This window comes from Poseidonibacter parvus (assembly GCF_001956695.1).
GTDB lineage: Bacteria > Campylobacterota > Campylobacteria > Campylobacterales > Arcobacteraceae > Poseidonibacter > Poseidonibacter parvus.
On record NZ_CP019070.1, the window covers coordinates 1,484,945 to 1,509,867 of the forward strand.

Below are 24,923 nucleotides of genomic sequence, written 5' to 3' on the forward strand. Positions count from 1 at the left end.
TTTCATAATTAGACAATAATATATCTAAATTCACTTTATATAAATATTAAGATATAATCACAAAATTAATTTACAAAAAAGGTGCTGTGTTGAATATAGGAATAGTTGGTTTAGGACTTATGGGTGGTTCTTTAGCAAAGGCTGTTAAAAAATATGGAATTGCTAAAAAAGTATATGGATATGCTAGAAGTGAAAAATCAAAAAAAGAGATTTTAGAATTAAATTTAGTAGATGAATTAGTTGATATTCAAAGATTAAAAGATGAGTGTGATTTGATTGTATTAGCAATACCTGTTGATAATATCATTTCATTTTTACCAAATTTACTTGATATTGATAAAAATACTACAATAATGGATTTAGGTTCAACAAAAGAGTTTATAGTAAAAAATATTCCTAATGAAATTAGATCAAATTTTGTTGCAGCTCATCCTATGTGCGGATCTGAAAAGTTTGGACCAAAAGCCTCTATGGATAATTTGTATGAAGGTAAAACTGTAGTTTTATGTGATTTGGAAGCAAATGATGAATTACATAAAAATAGAGCTATAAAAGTATTTCAAGATATTGGAATGAGACTTGTTTTTATGAACTCACATAATCATGATGTTCATGCTTGTTATATGTCACATCTTCCACATGCTATTTCATATTCACTTGCAAATACAGTAATGAATCATGAAGACCCTAAATCAATTATTGCTCTTGCTGCTGGTGGATTTACAGATATGAGTAGAATTGCAAAATCTAGTCCAAATATGTGGACAGATATTTTTAAACAAAATAGAGAAAATTTATTAAATTCAATTGATTTATTTGAAGACCATATGAAAAAAGTTAGACAAATGGTTGAAGATGAAGAGTATGAAAAGTTAGAAGAATGGATGAAAAAAGCTAATACTTTACATGAAATACTTTAGGTATTTCATGTTTTCATACTTTTATGTATTTAAAATTGCTTCTTGAACTTTTATAGCTTGCTTATGTTCATAAACGTCATGACATCTAATAATTGAAGCCCCATTTTTAATAGCTTCTAAGTGTATTGCTATTGTACCTGCTAATCTATCTTCAACTTTTGAAGGACTAATTAAATCAATCATAGATTTTCTGCTTGCACCTATTAAAAGTTCACAATCAAAATGTTTAAAGTATTCTAAGTTTTTTAAAAGTAATAAGTTATGCTCTAATGTTTTTCCAAAACCAATTCCAACATCTAAAATTATCTTTTTATTTTCAATTCCAAAGCTATTTGCTTTTTGAATTTGTTTTTTAAAAAAATTGTCAATGTCCAAGACTACATCATTATATTCAGGTTTATCTTGCATATTTGAAGGCTTATTTTGCATATGCATTATTACAACTTTTGCAGCATATTTTGATACAAGGGAGCAAACTTCATCATTTTGTAAACCTGTTATATCATTTACAATTGTAAAACCCTTATTTAAAACAAAATCTATTACTAAAAGAGAATAAGAATCAATGGAAAAATCTACTTTTTCAAAGTATTTTTCCTTATAAATAATTTCAACAATATTTTTTAATCGTTCTAATTCTACTTTTTCATCAACTGCTATACTTCCAGGTTTACTTGAAACTGCACCAATATCAATAATATTAGCACCATTTTCAATCATTAACTCAATTTTAGAAGCAGTTTGTTTGTAATCAAATCTACTGCTTTTAAAAAATGAATCTTCATTGGCATTTAAAACACCCATTATTTTTGTTTTGTATGTTTTCATTTATAGTTCTTATTTTTTAGTATTTGATAGTGATAAAAGTAGGGTAGTTAAAATATTTATAGGTCTTGAGTTTAACTCAAGAAGTTTTGAACTTTTAGAAAATAAATCTAATTGTTTTTCATCAAGCTTTATTTTTTGTTTATTTACTTTTAATAAAATTGATTCAATAACAGCTTTTGCATCTTTTTTTGATATTTTTTGATTCTCTTTTAAATATGAGTAAATATCTTTTAAATCAAGTTTTGAAATATCAAGTGAAATTTCATCTTTTAAAGATGATGTTTTTAAATACTTAAATGGCATTCTAGAATAAATTGTTGGTAAAATTGAAGACTTTGAATTTGTAAGAATAATAAATATTACATTTTTAGGAGGTTCTTCTAAGACTTTTAATAAAGAGTTTTGTGCTTCTTTTCTAAAAGTACTTCCACAAAGAAAAATATATTTATCTTCATTTGAAGCAATATATGCTTCTTTTATAGCTTGATTAGCTTGTAAAATCTGAAACTCTTCTTTTTCTTCATTTTTAATTATTCTAATATTATGAGGAGAATAAAAAGGTAATAATTCATTTAATGTTTGAGTTATATCATTAACTATTAAAATAGTTGAGTTATTAATCTTTTTATCAATCATATTAATTTTCTACGTTTACTTCTGCAAAAAGAGCTGAGCTTACAGTTTTATTATATAGTCTAAACATTTGTAGTAATTTCATATCTAAAGCTTCATCACTAGATCTAAGATTAAAGGCATCTTGCTGTTCTTCATCAAAAAGCCAAAGAAAAGAGTTTTTTGAAACTTTTGGAATAACAGCTCTTACATCTTGGCTTCGGCCAATATACCAAAAACAATATCCATTTGGAAAAGATATATTTAACATATCTTTTATATATGAAATATCATCATCTGATTTAATATTATCCATGTATTTGTAAAAAGATTTAAAATCATAAAAAGGTAGAAATGGTCTATTTAATTTTGGTGAATTAATATTTGATAAAACATATTCTAAAAACCATTCTCTATCTTTATCAGTTAATACAATTACAGATGCACCTTTTTCTAATAAATTTACGATATTTTTAGATACTAAAGGTGTCCATTCATATTTTTTTTCTTCTAACCAAGGAGAGATTAGTCTATCTTCCCTAATTACATCAACTGTCCAGTTTAAAAATTCTTGCACGCTTATTTATCCAGATTATAAGCTTCGTGTAATGCTCTTACTGCTAATTCAGCATATTTTTCTTCTATAATCATTGATATTTTGATTTCTGAAGTTGAAATAATTCTAATATTAATATTCTCTGTTGCTAATGCAGAAAAAGCTTTTGATGCGACACCTGTATGAGATTTCATTCCAACACCGACAATTGAAACTTTACAAATATTTTCATTGTAATCAATATTTTTAGATTGACTTTTGAATTTTTCCATTACGCTTTTACATAATGTAAAATCAGTTGTAGGAATAGTAAAATCTAAATCAGTTGTACCATCAAGTCCTCTTGTTTGAACTATCATATCAACATTAATATCAGCATCAGCTAATGATGTAAAGATTGATGCAGCAATGCCAGGCTTATCAGTTACTCCGTACATACCAACTCTTATTTGATTTCTATCTAATGCGATTCCACTTACAACTGGTTTTTCCATAATATTCTCTTCCTTTGTTATTAACGTACCTTCAACTTCTGGAGTGAAGCTAGATCTTGATACTAAATTTACATTTAATTTCTTAGCCATTTCTACTGATCTATTTTGTAAAACTTTTGCTCCTAGTGAAGCTAATTCTAACATTTCATCATAAGAAATTTTTTCTAGTTTTTTTGCTTTTGGTTCAATTCTTGGGTCTGTTGTGTAAATACCATCAACGTCAGTATATATTTCACAAATATCAGCTTGTATAGCGCCTGCAATTGCAACAGCAGATAAGTCACTTCCACCACGTCCAAGTGTTGAAACTCTATTCGTATTAATTGTAACACCTTGAAAACCTGCAACAATTACAGTTTTACCTTCACTAATAGCATTTTTAAGATTTGTAGTATCAATATCTTCTATTCTTGCTTTTGTATGAGCTTCATCTGTAATAATTCCAGCTTCTCTACCACTCATTGAAGTTGTTTTATAACCTTGTTCATTTAAAGCAATTGATAATAGTGCTGAAGTAACTCGCTCACCTGAACTTAATAACATATCCATTTCAGCAGGATTTGCTTCTTTTGAAAAACTTTCCGCATATTCAATTAATTTATTAGTCTCACCACTCATTGCAGAAACTACAGCAATAACATCATGACCTTCATCTTTAATTTTCTTTATAATATTTGCTACATTTTGGATTCTCTCAAGTGTTCCTACACTTGTTCCACCAAATTTTAATACTTTTAACATTTATTCATCAATCCTTTTTAAATATAACCTTCACTTTTAAAATATTTTATAACTTGTTTGTATACTGTTCTTTTAAAGAAAGTTATATAATCATAAATATTTTTTGTTGGTACAAACTTGAATTCACTGAATTCTGGTATTTCAGTTTCAATATTTATTTTTGCACCTTTTTTTAACTTTACTAAATAATATTTTTGTATTTGTCCATCATACGGTTGCATCTTTTTTGCAATTGCTGGAGGGAAATCATAAGAAACCCATTTTGGATATTCTGCAATAATTTCCACATCTCCTGTTCCAATTTCTTCTTCAAGCTCTCTATACAAAGCTTCCTTAGGTGTTTCACCTTCGTCAATTCCACCTTGTGGAAATTGCCATGCATTATCTACATCTGTTCGTGAAGCAATAAATATTTCACATGTATGTGGGTATTTAGCTGATAGTACAATCGCTGCTACATTAGGTCTGTAATTTTTGGTATTATCTTTTGTGATTTCATTTTTATCAGTCATAAATATATTTTCCCTTATAATTAGCCAAAGATTTTACAAAAAATAGGATTAAAAATTGCTTTTATACATACATATACCTTTTTGTGACAGTAAATGTTTTTACTGCGCATTCAATTCATATACAGATAAGTTTCATTTAAAACAAGAGTATATGAAAGCTTTAAAATTACAATTAAAAACAGAATTAAATAATTATGTAAAAAAACATAATAAACAAATAGAAACAGTTTTTATAGGTGGTGGAACACCATCATGCATCAAACATCATGAATATAAAGAAGTATTTGAAATATTCAAACCTTACTTAATTGAAGGTGCTGAAATCACAACAGAAGCAAACCCAAATTCTGCCTCATATGAGTGGCTAGAAAATATGTACAATTATGGAGTAACAAGAGTTAGTTTTGGAGTACAAAGTTTTAATAATGACAAACTAAAATTCTTAGGTCGTTCGCATAATAATAAAAGTGCTTTAAAAGCTATACAAAATGCAAATAGTATTGGTTTTAATGGTATTAATTGTGATATAATCTATGGAGTTCAAGGAGATACATTAGAAAGTATGAAAGAAGATTTTAAACAAGCTTTTGAACTTCCTATTACACACTTAAGTGCTTATTCTTTAACTATTGAAGAAGGTACAAAATTCTTTGATAGATCTTCAGTAAAAATTGATGACGAAGAGCTTTCTTATGAAATATTTGATTATATTAATGAACATGGTTTTAAGCAATATGAAATATCAAATTTTGCAAAAGAAAAAAAATATGAATCAAAACATAACTATGGGTATTGGGAACATAAAGAATATTTAGGAATAGGTGCAGGTGCTGTTGGTTATGTTGATAATCAAAGATATTATCCTATAAAAAGCATTGAAGAATATATAAAAAATCCATTCAATATGGAGTATGAACCAATAAGCCAAGAAGATATAAAAACAGAAAAAATACTACTAGGATTTAGATGCTCAAATGGTGTTGAATTATCACTTTTTACACAAGATGAGTTAGAAAAAGTAGAACATTTAGTACAAGAAGACAAAGTTTTAATACAAAATAATAGAATTTATAATAAAAACTTTTTATTATCTGATGAATTAGCTTTATATATATTAGGATAAATGTTAATTCATAATAGTTTAACTATAATAACAAGTTTAAAAAAGGTTTAATAATAAATGACAATAAAAGATACAGTTAGAAAATATGCAAATGATTTAAAGTTTGTAACTCATATTCCAGCTAAAGAAGTTGAAATATTAATGATGTATTTATTAGATAAAAATACTATCTGGTTACATATGAATTATAATAAGCAGTTTGATAAAGAACAAGAACTAGCAAAACTTGTAAAAAAAAGAGCCCAAGATTATCCTATAGAGTATTTAACAAACAAAGCTTCATTTTATGGTGAGACTTTTATTGTAAAAGAGGGTGTTTTAATACCAAGACCAGAAACAGAACTATTAATAGACAATGCACTTGAAATATTAAAAGATAAAAAAGAAACAGTACATGTTCTTGAAATTGGTACTGGTTCAGGAATAATATCTGTGATGTTAGCTTTATTAATAAAAGATATAAAGATAATTGCAGTAGATATAAACGAAAAAGCGCTAGAATTAGCAAAACAAAACGCAATAAAACATAATGTTGACGATAAAATAGAATTTAGGTTAAGTAATTTATATGAAAATATAAATGAAACAAATATAGATTTAACTATTTCAAACCCTCCTTATATTGCAAATGATTATGACTTACCAAAAAATGTAGCTTATGAACCGTCAAATGCTTTATTTGGTGGAAATATTGGTGATGAGTTATTAAAAGATATAATAAAACAAACAGATGAACGAAATATCGAATATTTACTTTGTGAAATGGGTTATGATCAAAAAAATCCATTGTCGCAGTATTTAGAAGAGTTTAATACAAAAAGTTTTACTTTCTATCAAGACTATGAAAAGTTTGATAGAGGATTTACAATACAATTTAAAAAATAAAAAGGATTATATAAAATGTTTAAAGAATTTAATTTAGAAAAGTTAACTGATTCAAAAGTATTATTAGAAAAGCTTTTAGATCAATCAAAAAATGAAATATTAGAATTAATGGAAATAGAAAATAAAACTTATGAAAATTTTGTTATGCCATATCAAGAAATAGGGGAGAGTATTAACAATTTTGTTACTCCTATATTTCATATAGATTCTGTTAAAAATTCAGAAACTACAGGAAAAGTTTATGAAGAATGTCTTCCAGTTTTATCAAAATATGAAACTTGGATATCTCAAAATGATGATGTTTTTAAGGCTTTAAAAGATATACAGTCTAACTGTAAAACTACTTTAAACGATATACAAAATAAAGTATTAGAAAATGAAATAAGAGACTTCAAACTTTCAGGTTCACATTTAGATGATGCAAAGAAAAAAAGATTAGAAGATATAAATTTAACTCTTAGCGAGTTATCTCATAAGTTCTCACAAAATCTTTTAAATGCAACTAATAGTTTTGAAATGATTGTAGAAGATAAAGAAGATGTAAAAGAAATACCTAGCTCTGATTTAGAATTAGCAGCATTCGAAGAAGATGATAAGACTAAATATAAATTTAATTTACAATTTCCTTCTTATATGGCTTATATGACTTATGGAACATCAAGAGAAAAAAGAGAAGAACTTTATAAAGCTTTTTGTACAAGAGCACCGGAGAATGGAAAGATAATTGAACAAATACTAATTTTAAAAAATGAAAAAGTAAAAATATTAGGATTTAACTCTTATTCTGAATACTCTTTAGAGACAAAAATGGCTTCAAAAGAAGAAGAAGTAGTTTCGTTCTTAGAAGAATTAGGTCACAAGGGTAAGAAAAAAGCAGGTGAAGAGCTGAATGAAATTAAAGAACTAGCATTAAAAGATGGTGTAAGTGATTTTAGATCTTCTGATATGTCTTATTATTCTGAAAAACTAAAGAAAGCTAAATATGATTTAGATGAAGAGTATTATAGACCTTATTTTGAGCAAACATCTGTATTAGATGGTTTCTTTGATTTTTTACATCAAATGTTTGATGTAAAATTTGTTCAAGTTGATACTAAAGCATGGGATGAGAAAGTAAAAGTATATGATCTTTTAACGAATGAAAAACAAACTGCACGAATTTATATAGATTTAGAAGCTAGAAAAGATAAAAGAGGTGGAGCTTGGATGAATAGCTGGCATTCACACTATTCTAATAGTAAAGGCGAAGAACAACTTCCTACAGCTTTTATTGTTTGTAATTTTCCTCAGTCAACTAAAACTACACCATCTTTATTAAGACATTCTGATGTTGTTACACTATTTCATGAAATGGGACATGCCTTACATCATTTATTAAGTGATATAAAAGAACCTTATGTAAGTGGTATTTCTGGAGTTGCTTGGGATACAGTTGAGTTTCCATCACAGTTTTTAGAATACTTTTCTTATGATAAAGAAGTGTTAAAACTTTTTGCTAAACATTACAAGACTAAAGAGGTTCTAGATGATGAAGCTATTGAAAAGATTATCAAAGCTAAGAACTTCCAATCATCGCTTGCACTTGTACGACAAATAGAATTAGCTTTGTTTGACTTTAAACTATATCAAGACTTATACAAAACTGAAGAAGAAGTGCAAAATGTACTAGATAAAGTAAGAGCAGAATTTTCACCAATGATTCCACCTTCATATAACAAATTCCAAAATGGATTTTCTCATATTTTTGCAGGTGGATATGCAGCTGGATATTACTCATACAAGTGGGCTGAAGTACTAAGTGCCGATGCATTTTATATGTTTATTGATTCAAAAAATATTTTCAATAAAGAGCTTGCTTTAAAATATAAAGAAACTATATTATCTAAAGGTGGATCAAAAAATATGGATGAATTATTCTATAATTTTGCACAAAGAAAGCCAAGTGTTGATTCTTTATTAAAAATTGATGGAATTATTAGCTAAATTTTGTAATAATAACGAACTAATAATAATATCAACAAGGATTAAATACAAATGACAAATGCAGAAACAATTTCAAAACTAAACAATGCTTTAAATACACTAATTAAAGCTTATGAAGAACTTGAATTAAAAAATACTAAATTAGAGACAAAGATAACTGAACTAGAAGATGAAATTCTTGATCTTGAAACAGTTAAAGAAGATTTAGAATTAAATGTAAACGACTTTAAAACTAATACAGAAGAAGATAATTCTAATATTTCTTCAATGTTAGGAAAAATTGAAGGTTTACTAAATAAAAAAGTATCAAATAATGATATTACAAATGATTCATCAAGCACTAGTGAAGAAAAGAAAACTGTAGAAGACTCAGATAAAGAAGAAAGCAAAGAAGAAAAGAAAGAAGATGAACCTTTAGGTGGTTTATATAATTCAAATAACAAAACTTCTCAAAATGATGTAAGTAGTAATAAAGAAGAAAAAAACGAAGAAAAACAAGAAGATAATAAAATCGATTTAAATAGAATGGCTTCACTATTAAATGGATTTAATAATTAAAAAAGAGAATAATGATTACATTATTAAATAAAATATCTTTGTATAATACTTTTGGTGTTGATAATTTTAACTCAATAGAAGGTGCTATTAATAATATGGCACCTTCAATGGTAGAGTACTATTTATCGGACTTAAGCCAAGATGCAGAAGATATATATTTAAATAAAAGAGAGATAGAAAATAGTCTTTTTATAGGGGATTATAGTTTATACATAGATTATAATGATAATATCTATTTAGAATTAGACAACATTGAAAACTCATCTTATGAAACTGCCTCTTTTTGGTAAAAAATAATATCCTTAATCCATTAAATTAGTAGTTGCTCTTAACCTATCTTTATCAAAGTGTGTATATATTCTAGATGTATTTATATCTGCATGTCCTAGTGCTTCTTGTACTAAAATTAAATCATGATGTTTTTGATATAATAAAGTTGCAAATGAGTGTCTTAACATATGAGCACCATTTTTTTCTTTTCTAATTCCTGCACTTATTAATATATTTTCAACAGTTCTACTTACATAACTTTGGGTTAATCTATTTCCTTTTTGATTACATACTAATAAGTCATCATTACAAACACGCATATCAAGCCAATTATTTAAATCATTTTCTATAATTGAGGCTTTAATCATTACAACTCGTGGTTTATTTCCTTTTCCTCTAATTTGAAGTAAATAAACATCATCTTCTTTAAACATGTCTTTTAATTTTAGATTTAACATCTCAGATACACGAATACCTGTATAAATTATCATTTTGATGATAAGTCTGTTTCTATATGATGTTTTATCACTAAATTCATACTCATTAATAGCTATTAAAAATCTATTAATTTCATCTTTATTCATAAAAGAGGGTAGTTTTGAACCAGAATTTCCTTTTAATCCTCCCCAATTTTTTAGCTCAATTTTAAACATATATGAATTACCATCTGTATTTTCATTTTGTTTGTCAATATAAGTAAAAAGTCCAAGTAGGGCAATTCTATGATTTTTCTTTGATGCATCTGATAGACCACTTGTTGAACTTGCTAAAAAATCACTCAAGAGTTCTTCATCAATTTCTTTCATTGAAGCTAAACCTAAATTATTTAGAAAATTAAAAAGTTTTACTAAGGGATTAAAATATGTGTTAATTCCTGATAAACCAATGTTTCTTGCATCTTTCACTAATAATGTAAGTTCATTAATATTATTTGTACCAACAACTAATTTTTGTATTATAAGTGCTAGTTTTTCTTTATCATTAACTTGTCTATTTGATAGTGTAGTTAATTTATACCTTATAAAACGTTCAATCCAAAACAATAGTGTTCTATCAAAAGTATTAGAAAAGTCTAAATCATATCTCATTTATAGCCTTTAAAAGTTTATATAAATACTATTATACTTTAATAAGTTTAATTTAGTCTTGAAAACTATAATTTTCAAACTAATTAATACATTACAAAATAGTCTTCTATTTTCTCTTTCCCTTAGAATAATCTATAATATACTCAGCTATATCATCTAAATGAATGATGTCTTTTATTGCACCTGCTTTAATTGCTTTTGCTGGCATTCCAAATACAACACAAGATTCTTCATTTTGTGCAAGAGTATAAACATTATTATCATACATATCTTTCATTGCAATCATTCCATCATCACCCATACCAGTCATGATAACAGCCATTGCAGATGAACCAATTACATTGTTAACTGATCGAAATAATATATCTACGCTTGGTTTATGTTGACTAACTTTTTTTGTGTCTAGTAATTTAGTTTTATACCCTAATCCACTTTTTTCAATACTTAAGTGCATATTTCCAGGAGCTAAATAAGCATGACCTTTTTCTAAAAGCATTCCATCTTTTGCCTCGTGAACATTTACTTCTGAGTTATCGTTTAATCTATGAGCAAATGAGTTTGAAAATCCATATGGTATGTGTTGAGTAATTAAAATAGGAGGTAAAGAAGAAGGAAGTTTCATAAATACTTTACATAAAGCTTCAACACCACCTGTTGAAGAACCTATTGCAATTAATTTACTTCCATTACCTCTAATTGGTTTAGATGACATTACTTCATCTGGATGAATTTTATACTCTATTTCTTTATTATTAGTTTTTTTTACAATTAATGCTCTTGGTTTTTTTAAAGTATATCTTTTAAGTAAAAATGTTAAATTTAATAAGGTATCTTTTATTCTATGTTGAAAAGATTGCATAGATTCACCATTTTCAGGTTTAGGAATAAAACCAACAGCTCCATCATCAAAAATATCATTACCTCTTACACCCTCACCTGACACAACAACAGCAGGCATAGGGTGGAGTCTCATTAAGTTTCTTAAGAAAGTTACTCCATCCATTTTAGGCATATTTATATCAATAGTAACTAAATCAGGTTCATATTGTTTAATTTTTTCTCTTGCATCATAGGCATCTACAGCCATTGATATAACTTCAAATTCTTCAATATCATTAATCATATCTTTAATAATTCTTCTCATTGAAGCAGAATCATCAATAACTAAAACTGTATACACTTATATAGCCACCCTATTTATAAATCTCTAATTTTTTAGAAAAGTTCAATTTCCATTTCTGGTTCTTGTTTTTCTTCCATTCCAAATAAGTCAACAGCACCAACATATTCTTTGATAACAGGAGCTTTTGTAATCTCTTTTTGTAATGATTTCTCTTCAGATGCAATTTTACTATCTGTTTCACTTTTTTGAGTTACTTTAATAAAAGTTTCAAATTCATTTGCTAATAAAATCAACCTACCATGTTCACCACGTGTATGTTCACTAACTAATTGAAAACCTTCTGATTTACAAAAATCTTTAGCAAACTCTACATTTCTATGCCCTATTGACTGTGATGACATATTAAGTTGCATGATATCAGCACCACCTGATATTTTTGCAACCATATTATTTTTATTACAGCCTAGTTTATACATTTCATTAAGCATTGCTTCAACAGAATAAAGACCATATTTCATATCATCATTACTATTATTTGTTGCCGGAAGTAAAAAATGGTTCATTCCTTTTATTTTACTTACTTTATCAAAAAACATAATGGCTACACATGAGCCTAATAATGTTTTAAAAGCAATTTCTTCAACATCATTACCAACAGCAAATTCTCCACCAATTACAGTGTGTGTTGATAGACCTTTAGTTTTTTGTGTAAATCTTATAGAAGACGTTTTTTCAATACTTCCATCTTTATGTCCAATAATAATCAAAAGATTTCCTTTTCTTTTATAAAAATATTTTGCCCTACTCTTTTTACATAATTAACTAGATCTTGTGGGTTTTCTGAATGACCTAAATACAAAGTACCACCAATCTTTAGGTGTGAAAAAAGTTTTTTTAATATTTTATTTTGATCCTCTGATGAAAAATATATTAATACGTTTCTACAAAAAACAATATCAAATTGATTTTTCGAAAAAGGATAAGAAGAGTCATTTAAATTCATAACTTGAAAAGAAATCATTTTCTTTAACTCATCTTTAACTTTTATAAGTATCTCTTCACCAGATAAATTCTTTTGAACTCTTTTTTTGAAATATTTAGGAGGTTTTATCCAAGAAGGAAACTCTTTTGATGATTTAGAATATCTATAAACCCCATTTGCTGCATATTGTAATACGTTTGTATCTATATCTGTAGCAATTATTGAAGCATTTAATCTTTTTCCTAATTCTTCTTGAGTTTCTAAGAGTGTCATTGCCATTGAATAAGGTTCTTCTCCTGTAGAAGAAGCAGAGCAATACATACTAATATTATTTCCAGATTTCACTAGTTCTGGTATGGCTCTATTTTTTAAATCTAAAAAATGAAAATCTTCTCTGAAAAAGTGAGTTTTATTTGTAGTAAAAGAGTTAATAAAATCAGTAACATACGAACCTTCTTCAATTAATTGAAGAAGTTCCATAATATCACCTTTAAATTTACTATCTCTTTTTAGTTTCTCTATTCTATTAGAGATCATGATATCTTTATTATCTGCTAGAGTTATACCAGTTAATCCATAAAGAAGTTTTTTTACTTTATTGTGAATATCATCTGTAGTGTAATTCATTTATGATGCTTTTCTTGCCTTATTCATATTCTTCTCAATATTTATTTGTGCATTTATAATACCAACAACATCTAAAATCAAGCCAATACTACCATCACCTCTTACTGTTGCAGCACCAATACCTTCAACAGATCTAAAGTTTTTATCAAGTGGTTTTACAACAACTTGATGTTGATTTAAGAATTCATCAATTGACAATGCAACTTTTGTATTCCCAGATTTAACAACAATTAACATTCCATCTTCTAAGTTTTCAAAACTATTCTTTAGTCCAAATAACTGATGAATTCTCACAACTGGAATGAATTCTTCTCTTAACATTAGTAGATCTTGTGTTCCGTCACCAATTTTTTTAATCATATCAGATGTTGGTTGTAATGACTCAACAATTGATGATAGTGGTAAAATATATTTTTGATCACTAACTGCAATATCTAAACCATCAAGAATTGCAAGAGTTAAAGGTAACATAATTGTTAAAATCGTACCCTGCCCTAAAGTTGTATCTAATTTTAGATCTCCACCTAGTTTTTGTATATTTGTTTTAACAACATCCATACCAACACCACGACCCGAAATTTCAGAAATTTGATCAGCAGTTGAAACACCTGCTCCAAATACAAGCATAGCTTTTTCGTTAAGACTCATTGTATTGTATTGATTTTCATCAATTTGTCCTTGATCAAGTGCTTTTAAGGCAACTTTCTCAGAATCAATTCCTCTTCCATCATCTTCAATTGTAATAATCATTTGACCATTAGCTTGTTCTGCTGAGATAATAATTGAACCAACGTCAGTTTTTCCAGATGATTCTCTTTCTTCTGGAGTTTCTAAACCATGGTCAAGTGAATTTCTAATAATATGCATTAAAGGATCAGTTAATCCTTCAATCATTGCTTTATCAATTTCAACATTATCACCAAAATGTTTGAACTCTACTTTCTTGCCAAGTTTTTTAGAAATATCTCTTACAACTTTTGGGAATTTTGAATAAATAGATTCCATAGGTACCATACGAATACTCATAATTGAATCTTGCATATCTCTAATATGTCTTTCTAAAAGTTCTAATCTCTCAAGTACAGAATTTCTAGTTTTTGTATCATCAATTGTTGAAGAAAATTGTGTAAGCATTGCATTTGTAATAACTAAATCTCCAACATTATTCATAAGTAAATCAATTTTATCTAGATTAACTCTAATATTGTTATTTGTTGATGCTTTTTTAGTTGGTTTTTCTTTAATTTCTTTACTAGCTCTTGCAACTGGTTTTTGTTCAGTTTTAACTACATCATTAGATGTAACTACATTAGCTTCTTCTTTATTTTCAGTTTCTTGAATATTATTACTTTCCATAACAGCATCAGGTGTTAATGAAGGAACGTCGTCAAAGAATCCAAAATTTTCTTTTTCTTCTTGATTTAAAGGAGTATCTTTATAATTATTTGATGCATTTTCTAATGCTTCATCATAAAAACCAAAGTTTTTTTGATCCTCATCTACATCATCAGCAAAAATTCCATAAGATTTACTTCCAATTTGATCATTTAAATCATCATCAAAAAAACCGAAATTATCATCATCTGATACTTCAATTTCTTTTTTAACAGGTTCAGGTGTTGAGACAACAGGTACTACAACTTCAGGTTCTTCTTTTTTTACAGCTGTTCCATTTGTATATGCACGAATCTCAACTAATAAGCTAGACGTCATTTCTGTAAAAGTTTCTTTTGTTAAATCTTCTGCAACTTCAAGATCTAAAATCTCTTTCATTACATCTAAACCATCAATTAAAGTTCCAGCCATTTCAGGAATAAACTCAATTTGATGATTTCTTAATTTATCCATCATATTTTCTACATCATGAGTGAATTCAGCAAAAAGTTTTAACTCAACTGATGCACCACTACCTTTTAAGGTATGCACATCTCTAAATAATTGTCCCATTTCATCGTCTGTTAAAGAACCATTATTTTCTGCTTCTAAAAGTACATTATCTGCTGATTCAAAAAGTTCTTCAGCTTCTTCTAAAAACATTTCTCTATATTTTGAAATATCAAATGACATCTTAGATCCTTTTATTATCTACTTAAAACGATATTTACCGCTTTTAACAATTGATCAGGAACAAAAGGCTTAACTATCCAACCAGTAGCTCCAGCAGCTTTACCTTTAGTTTTCATTTCATCACTTCTTTCAGTTGTTAGTACTAAAATAGGTTTTTTAGAATATTTTGGTATTTTTCGAAGTTCGCCAATAAGTGTAAGTCCATCCATATTTGGCATATTTACGTCAGTTATTATTAAGTCAAAATCAGCGCTATTAGCTTTTGCTAAACCATCTACTCCATCAACTGCCTCAGTTACATCTGTGTAACCACCTTCATTTAATGCATAATTTAACATATCTCTTAGCATTGTAGAATCATCTACGATTAAAAGCTTCGCCATATCTAGTACCCCTTACCTTGTATATTAAAAAGTTATTAATCTATACTAACGTAAGAAGTATTAAACTAGGGTTAATTATTAAATTGAATTAGAAGCTAATTCAATTCTGTCTTTTGTAACTTTAAGTACTTTTATTTCTATTTCATCTGCAACACTTAAAACATCAGAAACATTTTTTACTCTTTGTTTAGATATTTTAGAAATATGAAGTAGTCCTTCTCCACCTTTTGGTAAGGCAACAAAAGCACCAAAGTCAACAATTCTTTCTACTTTACCCATTACAACATCATCCACTTTATAAAGTTTTTCAAAATCTAAATCTTTTGAATGTGGTTTTCTAGAAACTGCATTGTTTGAAATTGTTTTAATATGTTCACAAGCATCTAATACATTTTGCTTATTATTTCCACTTACTTTAACATTACCACTATCTCTATCTAAGTCAATTCCTACCGAGAATTTCTCAATTATTTCTTTAATTGTTGAACCAGCTTTTCCAATAACAACCATTATTTTACTAGGATCAATTGCAAATTGTTCAATTAATGGTAAAGCCTCACTTGGAATAATCTCTGCTGCTGCTGTTTCCATAAGACCTAAAATATGTTCTCGTCCTTCTTTTGCTTGTAATAATGCTTCTTCTAAAACACTTAACTCAATTCCACCAAGTTTAATATCCATTTGTAAAGCAGTAATACCTTTTGCTGTACCTGCAACTTTAAAGTCCATATCACCATCGTGATCTTCAAGTCCCATAATATCAGTTAGTACAGAATATTTACCATCTTCAACAACCATACCCATTGCAACACCAGCAACTAAATCAGAAATTGGAACACCAGCTGCTTTAAGTGCTAAAGAACCACCACATACTGTTGCCATTGATGAAGAACCATTTGATTCTAAAATTTCTGATACTAATCTTACTGTTTCAGAATAATCGTTATCAATAGTTGGTTCTAAGGCTTTTTTACCTAAATTACCATGACCTAATTCTCTTCTTCCTACTCCAAACATTGGTTTAGCTTCTCCTACTGAGAAACCTGGGAAGTTATAATGAAGCATAAATCTATCTATTAATGTTGATTTTTCAGTTAACATTTCATACATTTGTCCATCTTTAGCTCCAGCTAAAGTTCCTACAACTAATGCTTGTGTCTCACCTCGAGTAAATAAACAAGATGAATGTGCTGAAGGTAAAATATTTGTATCAATTGAAATTGGTCTAACATCTTTTAAACCTCTACCATCAGCTCTTACCTTATCATTTACAATCATTTTTCTTACGATTTCTCTTTTAACAACAGAAACTGCTTCATAAACAACTGAAAATTCAATTTCATTTTCTTCACAATATGAATCAATAGAAATCATTTTTGCAACATCTTTAAGTTCAGTAGCTCTTTCACTTTTAGCTAGTTTTTCAATAGCCGCTGTAATATTTGAAGAATAAGTGTTTCTTACATAAACAATAACTTCTTCAGGAATTTTAAATTCAACTAATTCAACTTCTTTCATATCTTTACAAGCTTCTTCAAAACCTGCTTCATAAGCACTATTTGCTTCAAATAAAGCTTTTTGTGCAAAAGCAATAGCTTCAACTAAATTAGTTTCATTAACTTCATTTGAATTATGAACTTTTGTAAAAGCTTCAATATCAACTTCAACCATATCAGTTGAAGAAATAGATTTCATTTCAATCATTAATAATTCATCTTTAGAACCTGCTATATATAAATCTAAAGTCGAGTTTTCTAATTCACTCATTTTTGGATTTGCTACATATTCACCATCAATTTTTGCAACTCTAACACCACAAACAGATTTTTTAACAGGTAAGTTTGATGTATATAATGCAGCATTTGCAGCATTTAAAGCTAATGCTTGAATATCAACTTCTTTATCTGCACTTAGAACCATTACAGTAATAGTTGTAGGATAAACATAACCTTTTGGAAATAATGGTCTTAAACTTCTATCAATTACTCTTGAAGTTAATGTTTCAAATTCACTGGCTTTTGCTTCTCTTTTAAAGAAACCTCCAGGTAACTTTGCTGCTGCGTATGTTTTTTCAATATATTGAACTGTTAAAGGAGTAAAATCTTCACTAACAGGATTATCAAATTCACTTACTACTGTTGCTAATACAACTGCATTTCCTAATTTTGCTAATACAGATCCATTTGCTTGTTTAGCTACTTTTCCAAACTCGAAAATCTCTTGTTTTTTACTTAATTCAAATTCACAAACTGTTGACATTTATCTTAATCCTTTTTTATTGTTTCTATATCTTTAAATTTTATTTCTTCTAATGTATCATAATAAAAATTAATAGATATAAAATGATCTAATTTTTCTACATAATACAAATCATCTGCAATTGATTCAATTGTTTGAATACTTGCAGTGGGAATTACTGGTGTTGCCACTGATATTGATTTTGCACCTAATTTAATTGCACTTTTAATACAAGCCATCATTGTTAATCCTGTATTTAATCCTTCATCAATAAGAAGTATATTTCTTTCATTTAAATTAGTTAAAGTTGCTTCATTTCTGAATTTACTCACTTCATACGATAGCTCATTTTCATATAAATATTTAGATTGACCATATATCAAATCTAAATTTATATCAAAAGATTTTACAAGTTCTTCATGAATTAGAACTTCCTCAGCTTCTGTTACAATAGCAATTTCGCATTCATTATTACTAGGTGCATATATTTTCTTTGAAAACATCATATCTAATTTGGCATTTAACTCTTTTGCAATAATACTTGCAATTGGATAACCACTACAAGAAGTAGATAAAACAGTCCAATCTTCTAGTTTCATTTTATCAATAGGTAGAACATCAAGTAATCTGTATGCAGCAACTTCTCTATTTTTAAAAAAAATTGGATCAGTAGTCATCTAGTTTTCCTCAAGTTCATATTGTTGTTTTATTCCACCAAGAGGTTTTAATTCTAGATTGAAGTATAATATTTTTTGATCAATACTAGAACTTGTACTTGTAGAAGGAATTCTTTCTCTTTCATATTTTATATCAAAATTCCAACATGCATCATTTATATTGAAGTTAATACCTTGTTTACTTTTTACTTCTTCCAAAATATTATAGTTTTCATAATAAGAAACTTTATAATCTTTTGAAATTTTGTAATCTGCTTTAACTCTATAAGACTCTAATTCTTCTTTATTAGAATTAGTTGTTTCTTTTGATTTATAATACCCTGCACTTAATGTTAAATCTTTAATTTTATATTTAACATCTAAAGAAGCCTGAGTAAAATAATTATCTTCAACATTGTATGTAATCTTATTTGAAACAGAGATGTCATTGTAATTTAGCTTTATATAATTTTCTGCATCTTGAAGTTTTGGCTTGTCAACGCTATTATATAGAATTGATTGAGTTAATTTATGATTTATAACTTGTTTTAAATTTTTATTATCATATAAAGATTGATTTAATGAAATGTTAATTTCTCTATCTTCTTCAGTATTAGCAAATGAAGATAATTCACTTGTAGAATCTTCTGTAGTAATTCCATATAAATCACCATCTTCTCTTAAATTTTCAGGATGAGAGTATTGGGCATTTAAATTTATAGTATGAAGATAATTATCATAAGGTTTTATTAAATCAGTTCCAACAGAAACTGAAAAAACATTTTGTGCTAATGTCCCATCATCATAAGTTGAAGCATCATTAGTATATTTATATTTACTAAGCACAACTTTGTTTTCAACATTTACATATAAATAATCATCTAAAAAATATCTACTATAATTTATAGGTAATGAAAGTTCATAATACTGTGCATTTAAACCTTCTTCTCTAGTGTAATTTCGATATTTAGTATCAAGTGAATATAAAAGATTATCTATACCAAATAGTTCTTTATTATATGAATGGAATTGTAAATGAGGTAATTCTTGTAATGTAGAATCATTTGAATCTTCTGATGTATCAATATAGTATCTTCCATATACTCCACCATAATATCTTGGAGTGTTATAAAAGTAGTTTATTTTTGATTCTACTTTTTCATCTGTAGAAATAGTACTTTCTTCATCTTCTAAAGTTTCATATTCAACATCATTTAACCAATTAATTGAAGCATAAAAACCATCTTGATGGTTTTTCTTTGAAAATAGTTTAGTTCTTTCATACTCTAAACCCCAACCATAATGCTTTTGGTTGTCTAAGTCATTTTCTATTTGATAAGATTTTTGTTCTTTGAAAAAACCTGCATTTAATTTTAGTAAAGAATAAGGTGAGTCTGCATATCTAAAGTAAGTATATGCTCCATATCCTCTATCACTTCTAATTTGAGGTTTTATTTCTAAATCATAATTTGCTGCAGGTGCTATAAATAAGGATTGAGAATAGTAAATTCCTTCGCTATTTGAATATCCAATTGTTGGAGGTAATAAGCCAGTTCTTCGTGTAGTATCTGTAGGAAACCCTAAATAAGGACTATAAAATACGGGAACATCTCTAAAATATAATCTTGGATTATATGCATGAACCCACTTATTATCTGTATCATAAGATGCTGATGATACACGTATACTCCAAGCAGGATCAACACAATCACAAGAAGAAATTATTGAACTTTCTAATTCTATATTTGTATCATCTTTAGTCGATTTTTTTGAATTAACCCATAGATTACTTTTTTTATCAAAAAGTAAAACAGGTGATTGCGAATAAGAATCATTCTTTAAATTAACTAAAGCATAATCACTTTGAGTTTGAATTGTATTATCTTTTAATATTAATACATTATCAAATAATTCAAAAGTCTCTTCTTCTTTATTATATATTACCTTTGAGGCAGAAATATAGTATGTAGGAGAGAAAATAACTACATTACCACTTGCTATTACTATATTATTCTCAGTATTAATGTTTTGAGATATAAGCTGAAATTTTTCATTCTTTAATTCATCAGCATTAGCTAATGTAGTAAGTAATAAAAATGAAGCTACATAATTTCTAAGCATTAACAACCAATGTTTTACCTGTTAAGTCATGGAATGTTTTTCTTCCATCATTAAAGAATCCGATTAAAAAACCAATATAAAAGAACATTTCAGAAAAAATTCTACCAATTGATCTCAAAATTGCAGAAAACAAAGTTACTCTACCCCAATTATTAGAATCAATAACTCTAATTTTAGTAATAATTTTACCAATAGTTGCACCATAATACCAAACAAAAACTGTTTGATATACAAGTTTTAGAAATATTAAAGGCATAACTAAATCAGTTTTCATAAAATACATCATTGCATTAACATCATGACTAACAGCCATTATATTATTCCAAAAAATGATAAGAATAATTGCAGTTACAAGTAAATCATCAATTACAAAAGCAGTTGCTCTTGATCTCATTGATGCTAATTGTAAATCGTCTGTATTATTACTCATTGAACTACTTTAATGCTTGATATGCAATATCAGTTCTGATTTTTTTACCAGCAAAATGTACTTGACCACATAATTCATAAGCTCTATCTCTAGCTTCTTTAATACTTGTTCCAAAACCTACACAAACAAGAACTCTTCCACCATCAGCCATTAATTTATCATCAACTTTTGAAACACCTGCATAAGAGATATGTGAATTATTTAGTAAGTCTTCATCAACAATTTCATCTACAATTATTTCAGCAGGAGTTGAGCTTGAATATGGATAGTTTTCACTAGCCATAACAACACCAACACCAAATTCGTTTTTAATTTTAATATCTAATTTATCAAGTTGTTTTGTAGCACCTTTATAAAATAAATCAGAAACAGGAGATGCTAATAATGGCATTAAAATTTCACACTCAGGATCTCCAAATCTTACATTATATTCTAAAATAATTGGTTCACCCTTTACAACCATTACACCAATAAAAAGTACACCTTCAAAAGGAGCACCTTCTTTTTTCATTCCTTCTAAAGTTGGTTTAATAACTCTATCTTCAACTTTTTGGTATATATCATCATTCACAAGTGGAGTTGGAGCATACGCACCCATTCCACCAGTATTTGGTCCTGTATCACCATCCCCTATTCTCTTATGATCTTGAGCTGCAGGTAAAACTTTATAGTTTTCACCATCACAAATTGCAAAAATAGAAAGTTCATATCCATCTAAAAATTCTTCAACAACAATTGAAGTTCCAGCATCTCCAAAAGAAGTACCTGCTAGCATGTCCGAAGCTGCTTGTTTTGCTTCATCAAAACTTTGTGCAATAATTACACCTTTACCACCACATAAGCCATCAGCTTTTACAACAATTGGTAAATTCATTGTATCGATAAAATCATGAGCTTCTTTTTCGTTAGTTGTTTCTATAAACGCTGCTGTTGGTATGTTATATTTTTTTAATATATTTTTCATATAAACTTTTGAACCTTCAAGTTCAGCTGCTGCCTTACTTGGTCCAAAAATTGTTAAATCATTTTCTTTAAATATATCAACAACACCATCTACTAAAGGAGCTTCAGGTCCTACAATAGTTAATTCTATTTCATTTGTTTTAGCCCAAGAAGCTAATTCATTGTAATCTTTGATATTAATATTTGTCCCTAAGTTATCCGTAGCACCATTTCCTGGCATAAAAAATAAATTATGTTCTGTTTCTTCTTTAGAGATAGCAAGGCCAATAGAGTACTCTCTACCACCACTTCCAAGTATTAATATATTCACGATTATTCCTTGTATTTAATTATTATTTATAAATTTTATTTAGTTTTCCAAGTAGCCGTTAACCATAAATTTGGCCCTGAAAAGCCAATAACTGCACGTAAGAGAAATACTTTAGGAGCCTAAACACAATGAAAGGCTGCACACCATACTTCTACACTTACACACAAAAATAAATTATCGGACCCTCAACAATGGAAATCCCGTACTACTTAGATGGCAATATTTTATCTAAAGATGGTTAAATTAGAGTTTAAATAAGTAATTGCTTTGCAAGTTTTATACATTCGTCTATTGATGTTTTTTCACTTATTTGATATTTAATATTTGATGGTAAATATTTTGCAGTTGTTTTACCAATTACAATAGCTTTATAAGAATTATCCCATGAATAATTTTTAAAAAAACATTCAACACTAGAAGGCGCAGAAAAAATAAATACTGAGTTTTTTTCTAGTTTATTTGAAGATTGTAAGCATGAAGTTTTATAAGTAATTAATTCATCAATCTTGATATCATTTTCTTTTAGTATTTGTGTGATTTTAGAAACAGTTTTTAAAGCTCTTATATATAGAGCTTTTTTATTCTTAAGTATTGGTATAAGCTCTTTTGCGAAATCATTTCCATGAGAACTTATACCTGTAAAAACTAGTTTACCTTTATATTCATTTATTATATTCGCAGTCTTTGGAGCAATTGCATAAGAAGGAATTGATTTCCAGGATTTATTAAATGAATCTAATGAATATATTGCATTTTTAGAAGTAAAAATCAATGCATCATATTTTGATAAATCAATTTGTGATTTTATATATTCAATACCAAAAACTTCTAAATTTTCAACACCTTCATATTTTAAATTATTTAATAAATATATTTTAGACATTTTGCTCCATTTGCAATTGTTGTGTATAATTAATTGCATCATCCATATGAAAAAACATTTTATTTTTTTTGAAAGAACCATCTGTATCTACAGCTAAAATGTGTCTTTTATGTGCATGTTTTAAAACAAGAAGTGTTTTTATATTTCTATTTTTTAATTTTGCAATCATATCTTCAATTGTAAAAATTGCAGATATATCTAAAAATGAAACATTTTTACAATCAAGTATAACTATTTTATTTTCAGATATTTTATCTAATTTATTATCTAGTTCAGAAACTGTACCAAAAAATAAAGAACCATCAATCTTGATAATTTCAATATTATTGTTTCCAATATCAATTTCAAAAGAACTTTTTGATCTTTTTGTTTTCATTCTAGTATTTCTTGATATTTGATATACAGCTAAAATAGATGAAATTGTAATTCCAACTCCTACAGCCATAATTAAATCAACAAAAATTGTAAGTAAAAAAACTGTAATCATAATAAGTAAATCTTGTCTTGACACCTTGTTCATAATTCGTAAGAACTTATAATCTAAAATATCAAAACCAACTTTTATTAAAATACCTGATAATACAGCAAGAGGAATTTCAGATGCAAGTGGAGCTAAAAATAAAATGATTAATAAAAGGGTAAGTGAATGAACCATTCCTGATAATTTCGTTGTTCCTCCACTATTAATGTTTATAACAGTACGCATAGTTGCTCCTGCTCCTGGTATTGCACCAAAAAAAGAACAAGCCGCATTTCCAATTCCTTGACCTATTAACTCTTTTTTAGGATTGTGTTTTGTTTTAGTCATAGAATCAGCAACAAGTGAAGTTAATAAAGAATCAATTGAACCTAATAACGCAAGTGTAATAGCCAAAGTTATAATTGAACTTAATTGTAAAATATCAAAAGATATAGGTAAAATAAATTCAGGTAAACCAACAGGAATACTTCCAATTGTTGCTACTTCATAGTTTGTACTAATTGTAAAATAAGTAACAACAAATAGAGCAATTAATGCTGAAGGTACATATTTTGTAATAAATTTTGGAGTTAAAAACATAATTCCTAATGTGATATAAGCCACTACTAAAGCATGGTCATCTGCATTATGAAGAGTATTTAGGACTTGCGTTAATGTATGAATTACAGAACTATTAGATTCAACACCTAAAAATGGATTAATCTGTAGTATGATAATAATCACACCAACACCTGACATAAAGCCAGAAATTACAGGATAAGGAATATATTTAATCCATTTCCCAATCCCTACTAATCCAAAAGAAATTTGAATTAGTCCAGATAGAAAAATTACTGTCATAACAGTTGAAAAATCATTTGGGAAAGTTGCAATAGCAGCAGCAGTTACTACTGTCATTGGACCAGTTGGTCCTGAAATTTGTGTAGAAGTACCTCCAAAAACAGCTGCAAATAAACCTAATATAATCGCACCGTATAAACCAGCAATAGCACCAGCTCCACTTGCAACTCCAAATGCTAAAGCTAGAGGAAGTGCAACAACGGCAGCTGTAATACCAGCAAATATATCATTTTTTATAATATGCATTAC

At 27.7% G+C, this 24,923-nt stretch carries 24 protein-coding genes; 6 read left to right on the forward strand and 18 right to left on the reverse strand.

The genetic code is table 11. The annotated features are described in order from the left end of the window. Positions 1 to 89 precede the first annotated feature (89 nt). A complete protein-coding gene (locus tag LPB137_RS07390) occupies positions 90 to 920 on the forward strand; it encodes a prephenate dehydrogenase (protein ID WP_076086454.1) in 831 nt (276 codons plus the stop codon). A 21-nt stretch (positions 921 to 941) separates the two neighbouring features. Here the strand turns inward: LPB137_RS07390 and folP are convergent, their stop codons facing one another. From folP to LPB137_RS07415, 5 genes are read right to left on the reverse strand one after another with little or no spacing between them, the layout of a single operon-like run. Beyond that, on the reverse strand, positions 942 to 1,748 hold the full coding sequence (gene folP, locus LPB137_RS14210; protein ID WP_076086457.1) for a dihydropteroate synthase: 807 nt from the start codon (positions 1,746 to 1,748) through the stop codon (positions 942 to 944). 9 nt (positions 1,749 to 1,757) lie between these two features. Beyond that, positions 1,758 to 2,384, reverse strand: coding sequence for a DNA polymerase III subunit delta' (locus LPB137_RS14215; RefSeq protein ID WP_172802472.1), 627 nt, complete (start codon positions 2,382 to 2,384; stop codon positions 1,758 to 1,760). 1 nt (position 2,385) lies between these two features. Continuing rightward, complete coding sequence (locus LPB137_RS07405; RefSeq protein WP_076086463.1) at positions 2,386 to 2,937, reverse strand: HobA family DNA replication regulator; 552 nt, start codon at positions 2,935 to 2,937, stop codon at positions 2,386 to 2,388. A 2-nt stretch (positions 2,938 to 2,939) separates the two neighbouring features. Further along, positions 2,940 to 4,151, reverse strand: a complete 1,212-nt coding sequence (locus LPB137_RS07410; RefSeq protein ID WP_076086466.1) for an aspartate kinase — start codon at positions 4,149 to 4,151, stop codon at positions 2,940 to 2,942. Positions 4,152 to 4,168: 17 nt separating this feature from the next. Further along, positions 4,169 to 4,663 carry an RNA pyrophosphohydrolase gene (locus LPB137_RS07415; RefSeq protein ID WP_076086469.1) on the reverse strand — a complete coding sequence of 165 codons (495 nt, stop codon included), beginning with the start codon at positions 4,661 to 4,663 and terminating at the stop codon, positions 4,169 to 4,171. A 55-nt stretch (positions 4,664 to 4,718) separates the two neighbouring features. On the opposite strand from LPB137_RS07415, the gene hemW reads away from it, so the two are divergent. From hemW to LPB137_RS07440, 5 genes are read left to right on the forward strand one after another with little or no spacing between them, the layout of a single operon-like run. Further along, positions 4,719 to 5,786, forward strand: coding sequence for a radical SAM family heme chaperone HemW (hemW, locus tag LPB137_RS07420; RefSeq protein ID WP_076086472.1), 1,068 nt, complete (start codon positions 4,719 to 4,721; stop codon positions 5,784 to 5,786). 57 nt (positions 5,787 to 5,843) lie between these two features. Further along, the gene (prmC, locus tag LPB137_RS07425; RefSeq protein ID WP_076086475.1) at positions 5,844 to 6,671 is read left to right on the forward strand and encodes a peptide chain release factor N(5)-glutamine methyltransferase; all 828 of its coding nucleotides are present in this window, start codon (positions 5,844 to 5,846) and stop codon (positions 6,669 to 6,671) included. A gap of 15 nt (positions 6,672 to 6,686) precedes the next feature. Beyond that, the gene (locus LPB137_RS07430; RefSeq protein WP_076086478.1) at positions 6,687 to 8,654 is read left to right on the forward strand and encodes a M3 family metallopeptidase; all 1,968 of its coding nucleotides are present in this window, start codon (positions 6,687 to 6,689) and stop codon (positions 8,652 to 8,654) included. A gap of 51 nt (positions 8,655 to 8,705) precedes the next feature. After that, entirely contained in the window at positions 8,706 to 9,212 is a 507-nt protein-coding gene (locus LPB137_RS07435; RefSeq protein ID WP_076086481.1) for a hypothetical protein, read from the forward strand. Positions 9,213 to 9,223: 11 nt separating this feature from the next. Continuing rightward, entirely contained in the window at positions 9,224 to 9,502 is a 279-nt protein-coding gene (locus LPB137_RS07440) for a hypothetical protein (RefSeq protein ID WP_076086484.1), read from the forward strand. Between the two features lie 12 nt (positions 9,503 to 9,514). Here the strand turns inward: LPB137_RS07440 and LPB137_RS07445 are convergent, their stop codons facing one another. From LPB137_RS07445 to LPB137_RS07505, 13 genes are all read right to left on the reverse strand, one after another. Next, positions 9,515 to 10,570 (reverse strand): tyrosine-type recombinase/integrase, encoded by a 1,056-nt coding sequence (locus LPB137_RS07445; RefSeq protein ID WP_076086487.1) that lies wholly within the window; start codon positions 10,568 to 10,570, stop codon positions 9,515 to 9,517. A 106-nt stretch (positions 10,571 to 10,676) separates the two neighbouring features. Then, positions 10,677 to 11,750 (reverse strand): protein-glutamate methylesterase/protein-glutamine glutaminase, encoded by a 1,074-nt coding sequence (locus LPB137_RS07450; protein ID WP_076086490.1) that lies wholly within the window; start codon positions 11,748 to 11,750, stop codon positions 10,677 to 10,679. A gap of 35 nt (positions 11,751 to 11,785) precedes the next feature. Further along, on the reverse strand, positions 11,786 to 12,460 hold the full coding sequence (locus LPB137_RS07455; protein ID WP_076086494.1) for a chemotaxis protein CheD: 675 nt from the start codon (positions 12,458 to 12,460) through the stop codon (positions 11,786 to 11,788). Further along, on the reverse strand, positions 12,457 to 13,302 hold the full coding sequence (locus LPB137_RS07460) for a CheR family methyltransferase (protein ID WP_076086497.1): 846 nt from the start codon (positions 13,300 to 13,302) through the stop codon (positions 12,457 to 12,459). The genes LPB137_RS07455 and LPB137_RS07460 overlap by 4 nt, the downstream gene beginning before the upstream one ends. Continuing rightward, positions 13,303 to 15,369, reverse strand: coding sequence for a chemotaxis protein CheA (locus LPB137_RS07465; protein WP_076086500.1), 2,067 nt, complete (start codon positions 15,367 to 15,369; stop codon positions 13,303 to 13,305). Between the two features lie 14 nt (positions 15,370 to 15,383). Continuing rightward, a complete protein-coding gene (locus tag LPB137_RS07470; RefSeq protein ID WP_076086503.1) occupies positions 15,384 to 15,752 on the reverse strand; it encodes a response regulator in 369 nt (122 codons plus the stop codon). Positions 15,753 to 15,830: 78 nt separating this feature from the next. After that, a complete protein-coding gene (locus LPB137_RS07475; RefSeq protein WP_076086506.1) occupies positions 15,831 to 18,011 on the reverse strand; it encodes a polyribonucleotide nucleotidyltransferase in 2,181 nt (726 codons plus the stop codon). A 5-nt stretch (positions 18,012 to 18,016) separates the two neighbouring features. After that, positions 18,017 to 18,667 (reverse strand): phosphoribosyltransferase, encoded by a 651-nt coding sequence (locus LPB137_RS07480; RefSeq protein ID WP_076086509.1) that lies wholly within the window; start codon positions 18,665 to 18,667, stop codon positions 18,017 to 18,019. Continuing rightward, entirely contained in the window at positions 18,668 to 20,767 is a 2,100-nt protein-coding gene (locus LPB137_RS07485) for an LPS-assembly protein LptD (protein ID WP_076086512.1), read from the reverse strand. Further along, positions 20,760 to 21,197 carry an RDD family protein gene (locus LPB137_RS07490; RefSeq protein ID WP_076086515.1) on the reverse strand — a complete coding sequence of 146 codons (438 nt, stop codon included), beginning with the start codon at positions 21,195 to 21,197 and terminating at the stop codon, positions 20,760 to 20,762. Before LPB137_RS07490 ends, LPB137_RS07485 begins: the two co-directional genes overlap by 8 nt. A 4-nt stretch (positions 21,198 to 21,201) precedes the next feature. Next, complete coding sequence (purD, locus tag LPB137_RS07495) at positions 21,202 to 22,470, reverse strand: phosphoribosylamine--glycine ligase (RefSeq protein WP_076086518.1); 1,269 nt, start codon at positions 22,468 to 22,470, stop codon at positions 21,202 to 21,204. A 250-nt stretch (positions 22,471 to 22,720) separates the two neighbouring features. Beyond that, positions 22,721 to 23,353, reverse strand: a complete 633-nt coding sequence (locus LPB137_RS07500; RefSeq protein WP_076086521.1) for a uroporphyrinogen-III synthase — start codon at positions 23,351 to 23,353, stop codon at positions 22,721 to 22,723. Beyond that, positions 23,346 to 24,920 (reverse strand): SulP family inorganic anion transporter, encoded by a 1,575-nt coding sequence (locus LPB137_RS07505; protein ID WP_076086524.1) that lies wholly within the window; start codon positions 24,918 to 24,920, stop codon positions 23,346 to 23,348. Before LPB137_RS07505 ends, LPB137_RS07500 begins: the two co-directional genes overlap by 8 nt. Positions 24,921 to 24,923 lie beyond the last annotated feature (3 nt).

What these genes read in the sequence shown, in the direction of transcription:
- folP (WP_076086457.1), bottom strand. Translation starts at nt 1,748, where the DNA reads ATGAAAACATACAAAACAAAAATAATGGGTGTTTTAAATGCCAATGAA.
- LPB137_RS14215 (WP_172802472.1), bottom strand. Translation starts at nt 2,384, where the DNA reads ATGATTGATAAAAAGATTAATAACTCAACTATTTTAATAGTTAATGAT.
- LPB137_RS07410 (WP_076086466.1), bottom strand. Translation starts at nt 4,151, where the DNA reads ATGTTAAAAGTATTAAAATTTGGTGGAACAAGTGTAGGAACACTTGAG.
- LPB137_RS07415 (WP_076086469.1), bottom strand. Translation starts at nt 4,663, where the DNA reads ATGACTGATAAAAATGAAATCACAAAAGATAATACCAAAAATTACAGA.
- prmC (WP_076086475.1), top strand. Translation starts at nt 5,844, where the DNA reads ATGACAATAAAAGATACAGTTAGAAAATATGCAAATGATTTAAAGTTT.
- LPB137_RS07430 (WP_076086478.1), top strand. Translation starts at nt 6,687, where the DNA reads ATGTTTAAAGAATTTAATTTAGAAAAGTTAACTGATTCAAAAGTATTA.
- LPB137_RS07435 (WP_076086481.1), top strand. Translation starts at nt 8,706, where the DNA reads ATGACAAATGCAGAAACAATTTCAAAACTAAACAATGCTTTAAATACA.
- LPB137_RS07440 (WP_076086484.1), top strand. Translation starts at nt 9,224, where the DNA reads ATGATTACATTATTAAATAAAATATCTTTGTATAATACTTTTGGTGTT.
- LPB137_RS07445 (WP_076086487.1), bottom strand. Translation starts at nt 10,570, where the DNA reads ATGAGATATGATTTAGACTTTTCTAATACTTTTGATAGAACACTATTG.
- LPB137_RS07460 (WP_076086497.1), bottom strand. Translation starts at nt 13,302, where the DNA reads ATGAATTACACTACAGATGATATTCACAATAAAGTAAAAAAACTTCTT.
- LPB137_RS07465 (WP_076086500.1), bottom strand. Translation starts at nt 15,369, where the DNA reads ATGTCATTTGATATTTCAAAATATAGAGAAATGTTTTTAGAAGAAGCT.
- LPB137_RS07470 (WP_076086503.1), bottom strand. Translation starts at nt 15,752, where the DNA reads ATGGCGAAGCTTTTAATCGTAGATGATTCTACAATGCTAAGAGATATG.
- LPB137_RS07475 (WP_076086506.1), bottom strand. Translation starts at nt 18,011, where the DNA reads ATGTCAACAGTTTGTGAATTTGAATTAAGTAAAAAACAAGAGATTTTC.
- LPB137_RS07480 (WP_076086509.1), bottom strand. Translation starts at nt 18,667, where the DNA reads ATGACTACTGATCCAATTTTTTTTAAAAATAGAGAAGTTGCTGCATAC.
- LPB137_RS07485 (WP_076086512.1), bottom strand. Translation starts at nt 20,767, where the DNA reads ATGCTTAGAAATTATGTAGCTTCATTTTTATTACTTACTACATTAGCT.
- LPB137_RS07490 (WP_076086515.1), bottom strand. Translation starts at nt 21,197, where the DNA reads ATGAGTAATAATACAGACGATTTACAATTAGCATCAATGAGATCAAGA.
- LPB137_RS07500 (WP_076086521.1), bottom strand. Translation starts at nt 23,353, where the DNA reads ATGTCTAAAATATATTTATTAAATAATTTAAAATATGAAGGTGTTGAA.
- LPB137_RS07505 (WP_076086524.1), bottom strand. Translation starts at nt 24,920, where the DNA reads ATGCATATTATAAAAAATGATATATTTGCTGGTATTACAGCTGCCGTT.